This window comes from Campylobacter sp. US25a (assembly GCF_004379075.1).
Taxonomy (GTDB): Bacteria; Campylobacterota; Campylobacteria; order Campylobacterales; family Campylobacteraceae; genus Campylobacter_D; species Campylobacter_D jejuni.
The window spans coordinates 39,562-52,180 of sequence record NZ_RYYM01000008.1; the positions used below are offsets into that span (position 1 = coordinate 39,562).

Below are 12,619 nucleotides of genomic sequence, written 5' to 3' on the forward strand. Positions count from 1 at the left end.
AAATGGGCTTTGAGCACTTAGATACAATTTATTATTTCATACTTTTTTTTGTAGCTCTTTTTGCTGGTTTTATAGATTCTATTGTAGGTGGAGGAGGGCTTATTACTCTACCAGCGCTCATAGCCTGTGGGATTCCTGCGCATTTATCTTTAGCAACAAACAAACTCCAAAGCGTCTTTGGTTCTTTTACGGCTACTTTAACTTATTTTAAATCCACCACTCTACCTCATCTTGTTTGGGGTGTTTTTTTTACAGCCTTAGGAGCAGCTATAGGAAGTTATAGTGTTCTTTTTGTAAAAGATGAGCAATTAAAGCTTATTATCTTAATCTTTTTAACTCTTACTTTCTTATATACAGCCTTACGTCCTAACTTAGGCAAACACGAAAGTGAACCTAAAATAAAAAATATCAAAATTTTTCATTTAATTTGTGGCTTAACTTTAGGATTTTATGATGGATTTTTAGGGCCTGGAACGGGTTCATTTTGGATTTTTGCTTGTGTGATGCTACTAGGTTTTAATATGAGAAAAGCAAGCATTAATACTAAAATTTTAAATTTCACTAGTAATATCATTGCTCTTGCTATATTTTTATGGCAATACGAACTTTTATGGGCTGTAGGCTTGCTTATGGGCGTAGGACAAGTTTTAGGAGCTTATTTAGGCTCAAAACTTGTATTAAAAACTAATGGAAAGTTTATAAAAACTTTATTTTTAATCGTTGTAGGAGCTACTATCATTAAAGTAGCTTGGGATTATTTTAGTTAAAATTGACCCCTGAGCTAAGCTCCCACATAGGTAAGAATATACCTAAAGCCAAAAACAAAACTAAAAGCGCTACAAATAAAGTCATCATAGGTTCTAAAAAAACCAAAAATCTATCCATCAAATTTTCGCTTTTTTGTTGATAATATTTGGCAATTTCTTCACTTAATACTTCAAGTCTTCCACTTTTCATCGCAACACTAAGCATAGAAAATACCAAAGAATCAAAAATATCAATCTTTTTAAAAACCTGACTTAACTCAAGACCAGAATCTATAAAACTAAAAAGTTTTTTATACTGAAAAATTAAAAATTTATTTTCAAGCCCTATAATAGCTAAATCAAAAGCTTTAGATATTGAAATTCCATTTTTTAAAAGTAAAGAAAAAACCATAAAAAAATAATAATTTTGATTATAAATAATCAAACGAGAAATCAAAGGTATTTTTAAAAATAAAAAATCACAAGAAAAAGCAAAAGAATGAAAATTTTTATAAGCTAAAATAAGCATAACAATAAAAATAACAAACAAAAATATGCAAAAAATTCCATAGTCATCTAAAAAATTATAAATTTCTAACATTACATGCGTGATAAAAGGCAAACTCGTGCCTAAATTTTCAAATAAATCTTTAAAATTAGGCACTACAAAAAGCATTAAAAATAAAAATGCTCCGATAATACTTAAAAAAACCAAAGTAGGATATCTAAAAGCCTTTTTTAATTGTTTTTGAGTCTCTAAGCTTTTTTCTCGAAGTTTAGAAATTTGACTAAATACTTCACTGATTTTTCCTGTCTTTTCAGCCGTTTTAATCAAAGCTAGCTCCGCACGATTTAATCCAAAATTAGCATTTTCAAAAGCTTGATTTAAATTTTGAGCTAAAATTAAATTGTCTAATATTTTTTTCATAATCTTGCAAGAATGCATAAGATATAATTCTCTAATCGCTTCTTGAACACTTAATCCAACTTCACACAACAAAGCCAGCTCTTTAAAAAAGAGTATGAAATTTTCTTCCTTTAATCTCTGAAAATTAGATTTTTGAATTTCTTTTATATCAATGATTTTCCAATTCTTTGATAAGGCTTTTGCTTGTGCTGTATTTAAATTTTCAGCTTTTATAGTTTTTGTATAATTTTGATTGTTTTTAAGAAATTCTACTTCATAAAATTTCATCTTACAACCCTTAAAAGCTCATCTATACTTGTAAGACCTTCTTTGGCTTTTTTTAAACCTTGTTCAAACATAGTTTGAAAGCCATATTTTTTTGCAAGCTCCATTAAAATCGTTTTATCTTGATTTTCCCTAATTGCACAAGCTAAATCTTCATTGATCTCTAAGCACTCAGCGATTAATTCTCTGCCAAAAAATCCACTATGATGACAACGCTCACATCCTTTTGGTTCAAAAAATTCACCTTCAAATTCAATATAATGTTTTTTGCTTTTTTGCTTACACCAAGGACAAAGTTTTCTAACCAAACGCTGTGCTATAACAAGACTCAAAGCCGATGCTATCAAGTAACTTTTTGCTTGCATATCCAAAAGCCTATCAATGGTACTAAGAGCATCATTAGTATGCAAGGTGCTTAAAAGCAAATGACCTGTTAAAGAAGCTTTAATTGCAATATCTAAACTTTCTTCATCGCGGATTTCTCCTATCATGATAATATCAGGATCTTGCCTTAAAATTGCTCTTAAAATACTATTAAACTCGACTCCAACTTTTGAATTAAGCAAAATTTGCTGCACTAAAGGAATTTTATACTCTATAGGATCTTCTGCTGAAATAATCTTTTTTTCAATACTTTTCAACTCATTTAAACACGCGTATAAAGTTGTACTTTTACCACTGCCAGTAGGGCCGGTTAATAAAATCATTCCATTGGGACGATGTAAAATCTTTTTTAAAATTTCTAAATTTTTATCTCCAAGATTTAGTTTATACAAATCCAAAATTTCTTTATCATGTTTTAAAATTCTTATAACAACACTTTCGCCATAAATCAAAGGCAAACATGAAACACGAAAATCATATCTTTCATTTTCAAAATCTAATTCAAAACTTCCATCTTGTGTTTTTCTTGATTCAGCTAAATTCAAACAAGCTAAAAATTTGACATGAAAAACCAAAGCTTCATAAACATCCTTCTCAAAAATAGCAAATTCACGCAAAATTCCATCAACCCTAAACCTAATCAAAGCATCATCATTCCTTGCTTCTATGTGAATATCACTCGCATGAAAAGATAAAATTTCATGTAATAAAAAATCAAAAATTTGACTGATGCAACTTTGATCATCTCTTTTTTGATTTTCTTGCCATTCAAGTCTAAGCTTAATGCTTAATCTTTTAATCTCCTCTTGAATGCGAATTTGATTTAAAATTTTAGCTATCTTTAATTCATCGGCAATTGCAGTGTCGATTTTTTCACAAATCATAAAAGTCTTAACTTGCTCTAAAAGCTCTAAAGAACAAGGTTTGGATCTAATAATCATAAAGCCGTCATTGTTTTTAATAAGCAGAAATTTAAATTTTAAAAGTAAAGAAAAAGGTATACCTTCATAAATAAAATCATTATCTTCATCTAAATCAACAAAATGTAAATTACAAAAATTTGCTAATTTTTTAAAAAAATCCCAAGAAGTGATATTAAATTTAGTGCAAATTTCATCAAGACTTATTTCATTATCAATATAAGCTTGAAAAATTTTATCCATTCTACTTTCCATCTAATTCCATTAAACCATAATAATTTATATAAGCATCTAAAGCACTTTGAGCTTCTTTTTCTTCACCTAAAGCTCTTTTAGCCTGAGCAAAAATCAGCCAAGAATCTTGTTTTTGCTTGTCAAGTTCATTGGCTTTTAAAGCCCAAAATATTGTCTTTTGATAAGCTTTAATATCAAAATACTTCTTAGCTAAATTTAAAGCCTTTTCATAGCTTGGATTTTGATAAAAAGATTTTTTTAAATCAGAAATATTTAAAATTTTAGAATCAATTTCTATCTTACTAATATGTGTATTTTCCTGCACCGCTTTAACTTCTTCTAGTTCTTTATATAACTTTTCCCTAGAAATCTTATTTTTTTCTTGTAAAATTTGTGCTTGAAGAATCTTTTGCTCTAAATGCTTTTTATGTTCAATAGCTTGCAAATAAATATTTTTTTGCTTATTATATTTTTGCATTAGCACAAAAAAACAAAATGCTATCACTAAGATTAAAACAATTAAAAATAAATATTTTAAATATTTTTTAAGTAAAAAATATTTATACCTAAGCTCAAGCTCTTTAATTCTTTCTTGCATACCTTACCTTAATAAGCCATTCTCTAAAGCACTAAGCTTTAAAATATACTCTTGACTTTTGTTTTTATCAAAAAAACTATTTATTTCATAAAAACTTTTTAAAGTTTTATCAATATATCTTAAATTTCCTTGAGAAATTTTTTGTAAAAACTTAAGACATTTATTTGAAAAATTCATTCCGAATTTCAATTTAATATAATCATCAAGCTCTAAAAGACTAATATTTTTCAATTCAAAACAAGCACTTAAACGACTTTTAAAATGCTCTTTTTTAAGTATATTTAACTTTTTATGAGAACTTAAAACAAAACTTATAGAATCACTATAAATCCTGATGCTTTCTAGCATTGCATAATCATACATTCCCACTTCATCAAGAATAATTAAACTCTGGCCTTGTGAAATCAAAAACTCAATTTTTTCTTTTAAGAAACTCTGATCTTTAAAATTTTCATTAATAAAATCAACATTATATTTTTTTGCCAATCTTTGCAACAATACACTTTTACCACTACCGCTTTTTCCCCATAAAAAAATAAAAGCTTTTTGGCTTTCTAAAATTTGATTGATTTGATGAAAAATTTCTTCTCTAAATGGAATAATTTTACTCATAATGCTTAAATCCTAGATCTTTAAGACTTGGAGCGTTTACACTATCTACTATACTTGGAGTGATAATAAAAACAATTTCAGTTGCTTTAGAATTTAAAACTTCTCCTTCAAACAAAGAACCTAGGATTGGAATTTTTGATAGAAAATTGATAGAATTTTTCTCATTAGATTTATCGTGAGAAATCAATCCACCTAAAATTAAAGTTTGATTATTCTCCACTTGCACAACACTAGAAAGCTTTTTTTGTATGGTATCAGGAGCAATAGTTCTTGGTTCTTTTTGTCGTTTATTATCTTCTGGATACTTAAAATCACTTAAGCTTGGATTAATTCTAAGCATTATTTTTCCATCATCAGAAATTTCAGGCAAGATATTGAGTAAAATGCCTATAAAAATAGAATAATTATTATAACTTTCACTAACAGTAGTCCCATTTTCAGTACCTTTAGAACTTTCTTTGACTTGATAATTTATAGTATCGCCTACAGAAATAATGGCTTGTTGGTTGTTTAAAGCCATAAGCTTTGGATTAGAAAGCACGCTAGTTTTTCCATTTTGAGAAAGAAAGTTAATAATAGAATCAAAATTTAAATTCGCCCTTAAACCCAAATTCTTAACAAAACCTTGCCCATTTTGAAACTGAATAAAAGAATTTTCATTATTTACTTGCGAATTTAAACCTATATTAAAATTTTGCCAATTAATCCCACTAGAATGGCTTTCATTTAAACTCACAGCAAGTATGCTAACATCGATAATAACTTGTTTTTTAAGACGATTTTCTAGTTTTTGCAAATAATTTTTCACACTTTTTAACTGAGAATTTGTTCCAGTTACTATAATAAGACCTGCATTGGGATTTATGATGGGAGTTTTAGCCTCATAATCTTCATGAGAATTTTTTAATAATATAATAATCTCTTTTTCTATATTTTGCCAAAAATCAAATTTTTCCATACTTTTAATCATATTGTCTTCTGCATCATCAAAACTACCGCTATATTCACTTTGCCTTGGTTTAGCGTCTACAGACGCTTTAGTTATGCTTTGTCCTTCTCTGATAGAAGTGATATAACTTATCTTAAAAATCTTCGTATTAATACCTGAAATTCTTAAAATTTTACCATCAAAATCATAGCTAAGATCATGCTCTTTGATAAAAAAATTAAAAATTTCGTCTAAACTCATTTGATGAATATTGACAGAGTTTTGCAATGTTTCTAATTTTTCTTTAGCAATTTTATCTTTAACAATAATACTAAAAGAACAATATTTTGCAAGCTCATCAAGACTTTCTTGTATGCTTAATTTTTCATTAATACTGATATCAAAAAGACGCTTTTGACAATCTAAAGCATAAAGATAATGGCAAAAAAGAATGTTAATTAATATTAATCTTATCATTTTTATTTATTTGGATTGCAATTTCTAAATTATCATATTGGAATTTAATCTCTTTAGTATTTATTTCATGTATTATAGCATCATCAATCATATCACCTTTTTTATACCATCGATCATAAATTTTTACTTTATCAAGCATAATTGCAGTAATTTTAATATGTCTTAATTTTTCAAAAGTAGGATTCACAAATGGGTTTTGAAGAGTATTAAAATTTATGCGATTTTCTTTATCTATAAGTTTAAAATACTCTTCAAAATTATCTTGTGCAAACAAAGTGCTAAAACACAATGTAGCACTAAAAATATATTTTATCAGCTTTCAACCTCATTACTATAATCAGCCATAGCGATACGCTTAAGCTGTCTATAGCGACGTTGAGCGTCTTTTTTATTGCGTTCAAAAAGCTCAGCAGCATGTTCAGGATTTGCTTTTTTAAGTGAATTATAACGCACTTCATTCATCAAAAATTGCTCATATAAATCCCAATCAGGCTCTTTTCCTGTTAGAGTTAAAGGATTTTTTCCTTGTTCTTCTAAACGAGGATCAAAGGTATAAAGTGGCCAATAGCCACACTTTGTAGCAAGCTCACCTTGCTCTCCTGAGTAGCCCAGCCCACCTTTAATACCATGAGCTATACAAGGAGAATAACAAATCACCAAAGATGGTCCATCATAGGCCTCAGCTGCAGTGATAGCTTTGATAAGATGAGTATAATTTGCCGTTGAATTTACTTGTGCTACAAAAATATAACCATAAGTCATAGCAATTTGACCTAGATCTTTTTTCTGTATAGGTTTGCCTGCTGCTGCAAACTGTGCTACAGCTCCTGTTCTAGAAGATTTTGAACTTTGACCGCCTGTATTAGAATAAACTTCTGTATCAAGCACTAAAATATTTACATTTTCTCCACTTGCTAAAACATGATCAAGTCCGCCATAGCCTATATCATAAGCCCAACCATCACCACCAAAAATCCAGTGAGATTTTTTACTTAAATACTGTTTAAGCTCTAATATATCTTGTACGGCTTTAATATTTTTATTTTGCTCTAAAATAGGGATCATTTTATCTTTAATTTCCACAGACATAGCACCATTGTCTTTATTTGCAATCCAATCTTTAAAAAGGGCTGATAAAGCATTTGGAACTTCTTGCATACTTTCATTCATGATATATTCAATGCGGTGTCTTGTATTTTCAGTTGCAATTTTCATACCCAAACCAAACTCAGCATTGTCTTCAAAAAGTGAATTTCCCCAAGCAGGACCGTGTCCATTTTTCACACTTTTTCTATAAGGAGTTGATGGAGCTGAACCCCCATAAATAGAACTACAACCTGTCGCATTAGCCACAATCATTCTTTCACCGAACAACCTTGTAATTAAAGTAATATAAGGAGTTTCTCCACATCCAGGACAAGCTCCATGGAATTCAAATAAAGGTTGGGCAAATTGTGCTCCTTTTGTAGTTTCTTTATTTAAAATATCATCTTTGTATGTGATTTCTTTAAATAAATAATCCGCATTTTCTTGCTCACCAAAATCCATCTCTTCTTGAAGTGGCACCATAACCAAAGATTTTTCTTTAGTAGGACACTCATGAACACAAAGCTCACAGCCTGTACAATCAAGTGGAGAAACTTGAATTTTAAAGCTTAATTTTTCTCCTTTGGTTCCTTTAGCTTCTAAAGCATGATCTTTTACACCGCGAGGTGCATTTGCCATTTCTTCATCATTAATCAAAAATGGCCTGATAACAGCATGCGGACAAACTGAAGCACATTGATTACATTGAATACAATTTGCCTCTATCCATCTTGGTACCATAACCCCAACACCGCGTTTTTCGTATTCGGTTGTGCCGTGTTCAAAACTTCCATCTTCATAACCTAAAAAGGCTGAAACAGGCAAATCATCACCCTTAGCCGCATTCATAGGTTTTACGATTTTTTCAACAAATTCAGTACCTTTATAGGCATTAGTTTGTTCTTTTTCTTTAAGCTCTAAATTTTTCCAATTTGGATCCACTTCAACTTTTACAAGTCCATCAGCACCCACATCAATAGCCTTGTAATTCATTTCTACAATAGCATCGCCTTTTTTACTATAAGATTTATACGCAAGCTCTTTCATGTATTTTTGTGCGTCTTCATAAGGAATGATTTTTGCAAGTTTGAAAAAGGCTGATTGCATAATGGTATTTGTACGATTTCCCAAACCTATATCACGAGCTAGTTTGGTTGCATTGATGATATAAAAATTTACTTCTTTTTCAGCTAAAGTTTTCTTTACTGCATCTGGAAGTTGTCTTATGGTTTCTTCAGCATTCCAAATACTATTTAAAAGGAAAGTTCCTCCTTTGCGAATTCCTGCTAAAACATCATAAATTTCCAAATAAGCCGCTACCGAACAAGCGATAAAATGCGGAGTTGAAACAAGATAAGTTGAACGGATAGGTTTTTTAGAAAATCTTAAATGGCTTCTTGTATAACCCCCTGATTTTTTAGAATCATAAGCAAAATAAGCTTGAGCGTAAAAATCCGTTTTATCCCCGATGATTTTAATCGAGTTTTTATTTGCGCCCACAGTTCCATCAGCACCAAGTCCGTAAAATAAACATTCGATCGTACTTTCATCTCCAAGTGAAATTTTCTCTCCAGTACTCAGTGAAGTATGAGTTACATCATCAACTATACCTACAGTAAAGCCATCTTTTGGATTATCAAGTTTAAGATTTTCAAATACTGCTATCATTTGAGCAGGATCAACATCCTTTGAAGAAAGTCCGTATCTTCCACCCACTATAACAGGAGCATTTTCTCTTCCATAGAAAGCTGATTTTACATCAAGATAAAGTGGCTCCCCAAGACTTCCTGGTTCTTTGGTTCTATCTAAAACTGCGATTTTTTTCACTGATTTTGGCATAACATCAAAGAAATATTTTAAGCTAAATGGGCGATAAAGATAAACTTTTAAAATCCCTACCTTTTCACCCTTAGCATTAAGATAGTCTACCACTTCTTCAAGTGCTTGAGTCACAGAACCCATAGCAACAATCACACGCTCTGGCTCTTTATGTCCATAATAAGTAAATGGTTTGTATTCTCTACCTGTGATTTTTGAAATTTCTTGCATATATTCATTAACAACATCAGGCAAAGCATCATAAAAACGGTTACTTACTTCTCTAGTTTGAAAATAAATATCATCATTTTGTGCTGTTCCGCGTGTTTTTGGATTTTCTGGATTTAAAGCATTATTTCTAAATTCAAGCAAAGCTTCTCTATCTAATAATCTATCAAAATGTGCATAATCCATTACTTCAACTTTTTGAATTTCATGGCTTGTTCTAAAACCATCAAAAAAATGCAAAAATGGCACTCTTCCCTTAATTGCAGCTAAATGTGCTATACCAGCTAAGTCCATGGTTTCTTGCACGGAATGCGAACAAAGCATAGCAAAACCAATTTGTCTTGCCGCATAAATATCTTGATGATCACCAAAGATAGACAAAGCTTGAGCAGCCAAAGAACGCGCTGCTACATGGATTACACAGGGGAGTAATTGACCTGCTATTTTATACATATTTGGAATTTTAAGGAGTAATCCTTGAGAAGCTGTATAAGTTGTAGTCAAAGCCCCAGCCTGTAAAGATCCATGCACACTACCTGCAGCACCTGCTTCACTTTGCATTTCTACGATTTTTACAGGAACTCCAAAAAGATTTTTTTTACCTGCAGCTGCCCACATATCGGTGTAATCAGCCATAGGAGAACTAGGTGTAATAGGATAAATTCCAGCAACTTCAGTAAAAGCATACGCAGCGTATGCAGCAGCCTCATTTCCGTCCATAGTTTTCATAATTTTACCCATTGAGACCTTCCTTTATATTGATAATTTTTATAATTTTTTAGCTATCAATTTACTATAAATTCTCTTAAAAGGCGTTTAACGAAAACTTGAAATTAGTTTAATCTAGCTATATAATTAACAGCCTCATATGCATTTAAAAATACCATAGAATGAGCTTTTAATTCATTTTCATTGCCATAGCCACAAGTTAAGGCCAAAGGAGTGATATTAGCAGAAATTGCAGCTTGAATATCTAGTATTGTATCGCCTATCATATAGGCATTTTCTTGAGTTTTATTGAGTCTTTTTAAAGCTAAAATTATAGGTTCAGAACTTGGCTTTGGATTCGTGACATCTTCAAGAGTAATTAAAGTTTTAAAGAATTTTTTAACTCCCAAATAATCAAGTAAAATCGGAGTAAATTTACCTCCTTTTGTTGTAACTATGGCAAGATCTGCAATTTTGCTTCCAAGTTCTAATGCTTCTTTTACTTTAGGCAAAAGAGTGGTTTGTTCTAAATAAATTTGTGCATAAATTTCACGATAAGCTAATACAAATTCTTTACTTAAATTTACTTTATCTGGATAAAGCATTCTAAACATTTGCTCTAAAGGATAACCTATGAGATTTTTGATTTCTTCATTATTTTTAGAAGTTAACCCAAGGGCTTTAAAAGCTCCTTGGAAAGAATTTAAAATAGCATCAGTAGAATCAATTAAAGTGCCATCTAAATCAAATAAAATAGTTTTATTCATTATCTTAAAATAAATTTAGCATCCACTCTTCTATTATCCGCTCTACCTTCTTTAGTATCATTGCTTGAGCGAGGATTATCTTGACCATAACCTACTGTTTTTATGCGACTTTTTTCTACACCATATTTTTCAAGTTCATTAGCAACACTTTTAGCACGTCTTTCTGAAAGCTTTTGATTATAAGCCCTTGAACCGATATTATCTGTATGTCCTTCAAGAATAGTATCATATCTTTCATTTTCATCTAAAACTTTTGCAATTTCTTTGATTTTTTCTTGAAAAGTTGGATTTATAGTAGTTTTATCAAAACCAAAATGACCTTCCAAAGAAATAGTTTTTTCGCAACCATTTTCATCTAACAAAGCACCTTCTCTTGGTTCTACAGGACATTTTGCTTGTGGAGCTGGACGAGTATCAGCAACTTCTTCTACAGCTTTTTCCTTTTTGCCACCAAAACCAAAACTAATACCTAAAGTTGAAACCCAATTATGGTTTGCATGATTAAAATTAATTTGATCTCTAGTGTCAAGTTTTAAAGCCAAAGAATCGCTAAGACGGAATTTTACACCCGCACCATAATGCCCAAATCCACCGCTTTTATTATCATAAGCAGCATTTGAAAAATCCTCATATCCTCCACCTGCTAAACCATAGAAATAAAATTTCTCACCTACATCAATACCTTTAATAGCACTCAAATAAGTTCTTGTAATATCTGTAGTTTTATTTGTATTTGTATATTTAACATCAGAATAATGCTCTAACCCAAATTCTAATTGATCAAGCCAAAAATCGTTAAAATGATAACCAAGTCTAATCCCTGGTGCATAACGATTATCCATATCTAAATTACCCTCAAAGTAATTATAGTTTAAAGTTGGAGTGATTTCAAATTTTACATTGTTATCAGCACCAAATAAAACACTTGCCAAACCTAAACATAAGAATATTTTTTTCATAGAAAAAACCTTTCATTGTGTTATAAAATAAAAATTTAAATTTCGCAATTATAACATAAATGATAGAAAAAAGGATGAGTTTTATAAAAAATTGTAGAAAGGTGGGAAAATCCCACCAAAAATATTAACGTTTAGAGAATTGTGGGCTTCTTCTTGCTTTGCGGCGTCCATATTTTTTACGCTCAACAGTTCTACTATCTCTAGTAAGAAGTCCTTTAGGTTTTAATAAGGCTCTAAAATCAGCATCCATAGCTGCTAAAGCTCTTGAAATTCCATGTCTTAAAGCTTCAGCTTGAGCACTATAGCCCCCGCCTAAAGTAGTTGCTTTAATATCCATTGAAGTTTCTTGTTTAGTCACAAGTAAAGGTTGAACCACTTTAAGCTTAATCGCCTCGTGTCCACCAAGCCAAGTGTTTAAATCAACACCATTAACACTAATTTTACCACTACCTGGTTTTACCCATACCTTTGCGATAGCAGTTTTTCTCTTACCTGTTGCGTATGTTGTTGCCATGATTATTTTCCTTCTTTAGCAATTTGCGCAGTGTGTGGGTGCTCACTACCCGCATAGATTTTTAATTTTTTAAGCATAGCTCTGCCCAAATTTGTTTTAGGAAGCATACCTCTAACTGCTAATTTATATAATTTTGCAGGATTTTTTTCAAGTAAATCACCAAATTTTTCGCTTTTTACACTTCCAAAATATCCTGAATGTCTATGATAAAGCTTATCTTCTGCTTTATTAGCACCTGTAAATACAGCTTTTGAAGCATTGATGATAATTACATAATCACCACAATCAACATTTGGAGTAAAGCAAGGCTTGTTTTTACCTCTCAAAATTGTTGCTACTTCAGTTAAAAGACGACCAAAGCGTTTGCCTTCTGCGTCTAAAACAATCCATTCTCGTTTTACTTCGTTTGGCTTTGTTATCTTTGTCATAATTTTTACCTTTGCCAAAA

Annotated in this window: 12 protein-coding genes; 1 reads left to right on the forward strand and 11 read right to left on the reverse strand. The window is 30.7% G+C overall.

Annotated features, from left to right (window positions below):
* Window positions 1–2: 2 nt before the first annotated feature.
* Window positions 3–767 carry a TSUP family transporter gene (locus ELQ12_RS06770; protein ID WP_134264665.1) on the forward strand — a complete coding sequence of 255 codons (765 nt, stop codon included), beginning with the start codon at window positions 3–5 and terminating at the stop codon, window positions 765–767.
* Here the strand turns inward: ELQ12_RS06770 and ELQ12_RS06775 are convergent.
* The 11 genes from ELQ12_RS06775 to rplM all read right to left on the reverse strand — a co-directional run bounded on the left by ELQ12_RS06775 (window position 760) and on the right by rplM (window position 12,599).
* Complete coding sequence (locus ELQ12_RS06775; protein ID WP_134264666.1) at window positions 760–1,941, reverse strand: type II secretion system F family protein; 1,182 nt, start codon at window positions 1,939–1,941, stop codon at window positions 760–762. The two genes, ELQ12_RS06770 and ELQ12_RS06775, sit on opposite strands and share 8 nt — an antisense overlap.
* Window positions 1,938–3,497, reverse strand: a complete 1,560-nt coding sequence (locus ELQ12_RS06780) for a GspE/PulE family protein (RefSeq protein ID WP_070243185.1) — start codon at window positions 3,495–3,497, stop codon at window positions 1,938–1,940. Before ELQ12_RS06780 ends, ELQ12_RS06775 begins: the two co-directional genes overlap by 4 nt.
* Complete coding sequence (locus ELQ12_RS06785) at window positions 3,487–4,074, reverse strand: transformation system protein (protein ID WP_052858355.1); 588 nt, start codon at window positions 4,072–4,074, stop codon at window positions 3,487–3,489. The genes ELQ12_RS06780 and ELQ12_RS06785 overlap by 11 nt, the downstream gene beginning before the upstream one ends.
* A 3-nt stretch (window positions 4,075–4,077) precedes the next feature.
* Window positions 4,078–4,686, reverse strand: coding sequence for an ATP-binding protein (locus ELQ12_RS06790; RefSeq protein WP_002862129.1), 609 nt, complete (start codon window positions 4,684–4,686; stop codon window positions 4,078–4,080).
* Complete coding sequence (mshL, locus tag ELQ12_RS06795; protein ID WP_070261680.1) at window positions 4,679–6,091, reverse strand: pilus (MSHA type) biogenesis protein MshL; 1,413 nt, start codon at window positions 6,089–6,091, stop codon at window positions 4,679–4,681. Before mshL ends, ELQ12_RS06790 begins: the two co-directional genes overlap by 8 nt.
* Window positions 6,069–6,380 (reverse strand): hypothetical protein, encoded by a 312-nt coding sequence (locus ELQ12_RS06800; RefSeq protein ID WP_002862131.1) that lies wholly within the window; start codon window positions 6,378–6,380, stop codon window positions 6,069–6,071. Before ELQ12_RS06800 ends, mshL begins: the two co-directional genes overlap by 23 nt.
* 23 nt (window positions 6,381–6,403) lie before the next feature.
* Window positions 6,404–9,964 carry a pyruvate:ferredoxin (flavodoxin) oxidoreductase gene (gene nifJ / locus ELQ12_RS06805; protein WP_002862132.1) on the reverse strand — a complete coding sequence of 1,187 codons (3,561 nt, stop codon included), beginning with the start codon at window positions 9,962–9,964 and terminating at the stop codon, window positions 6,404–6,406.
* A gap of 92 nt (window positions 9,965–10,056) precedes the next feature.
* Window positions 10,057–10,698: an HAD family hydrolase gene (locus tag ELQ12_RS06810; RefSeq protein ID WP_070261679.1), complete on the reverse strand. Its 642-nt coding sequence runs from the start codon at window positions 10,696–10,698 to the stop codon at window positions 10,057–10,059.
* Entirely contained in the window at window positions 10,698–11,657 is a 960-nt protein-coding gene (cadF, locus tag ELQ12_RS06815) for a fibronectin-binding outer membrane protein CadF (protein ID WP_070261678.1), read from the reverse strand. Before cadF ends, ELQ12_RS06810 begins: the two co-directional genes overlap by 1 nt.
* Window positions 11,658–11,781: 124 nt before the next feature.
* Window positions 11,782–12,171, reverse strand: a complete 390-nt coding sequence (gene rpsI, locus ELQ12_RS06820; protein WP_002851459.1) for a 30S ribosomal protein S9 — start codon at window positions 12,169–12,171, stop codon at window positions 11,782–11,784.
* A gap of 2 nt (window positions 12,172–12,173) precedes the next feature.
* Window positions 12,174–12,599 (reverse strand): 50S ribosomal protein L13, encoded by a 426-nt coding sequence (rplM, locus tag ELQ12_RS06825; protein WP_002779321.1) that lies wholly within the window; start codon window positions 12,597–12,599, stop codon window positions 12,174–12,176.
* Window positions 12,600–12,619 lie beyond the last annotated feature (20 nt).

What these genes read in the sequence shown, in the direction of transcription:
- ELQ12_RS06810 (WP_070261679.1), bottom strand. Translation starts at nt 10,698, where the DNA reads ATGAATAAAACTATTTTATTTGATTTAGATGGCACTTTAATTGATTCT.
- ELQ12_RS06770 (WP_134264665.1), top strand. Translation starts at nt 3, where the DNA reads ATGGGCTTTGAGCACTTAGATACAATTTATTATTTCATACTTTTTTTT.
- nifJ (WP_002862132.1), bottom strand. Translation starts at nt 9,964, where the DNA reads ATGGGTAAAATTATGAAAACTATGGACGGAAATGAGGCTGCTGCATAC.
- ELQ12_RS06790 (WP_002862129.1), bottom strand. Translation starts at nt 4,686, where the DNA reads ATGAGTAAAATTATTCCATTTAGAGAAGAAATTTTTCATCAAATCAAT.
- ELQ12_RS06780 (WP_070243185.1), bottom strand. Translation starts at nt 3,497, where the DNA reads ATGGAAAGTAGAATGGATAAAATTTTTCAAGCTTATATTGATAATGAA.
- ELQ12_RS06785 (WP_052858355.1), bottom strand. Translation starts at nt 4,074, where the DNA reads ATGCAAGAAAGAATTAAAGAGCTTGAGCTTAGGTATAAATATTTTTTA.
- rpsI (WP_002851459.1), bottom strand. Translation starts at nt 12,171, where the DNA reads ATGGCAACAACATACGCAACAGGTAAGAGAAAAACTGCTATCGCAAAG.
- rplM (WP_002779321.1), bottom strand. Translation starts at nt 12,599, where the DNA reads ATGACAAAGATAACAAAGCCAAACGAAGTAAAACGAGAATGGATTGTT.
- mshL (WP_070261680.1), bottom strand. Translation starts at nt 6,091, where the DNA reads ATGATAAGATTAATATTAATTAACATTCTTTTTTGCCATTATCTTTAT.
- ELQ12_RS06775 (WP_134264666.1), bottom strand. Translation starts at nt 1,941, where the DNA reads ATGAAATTTTATGAAGTAGAATTTCTTAAAAACAATCAAAATTATACA.
- cadF (WP_070261678.1), bottom strand. Translation starts at nt 11,657, where the DNA reads ATGAAAAAAATATTCTTATGTTTAGGTTTGGCAAGTGTTTTATTTGGT.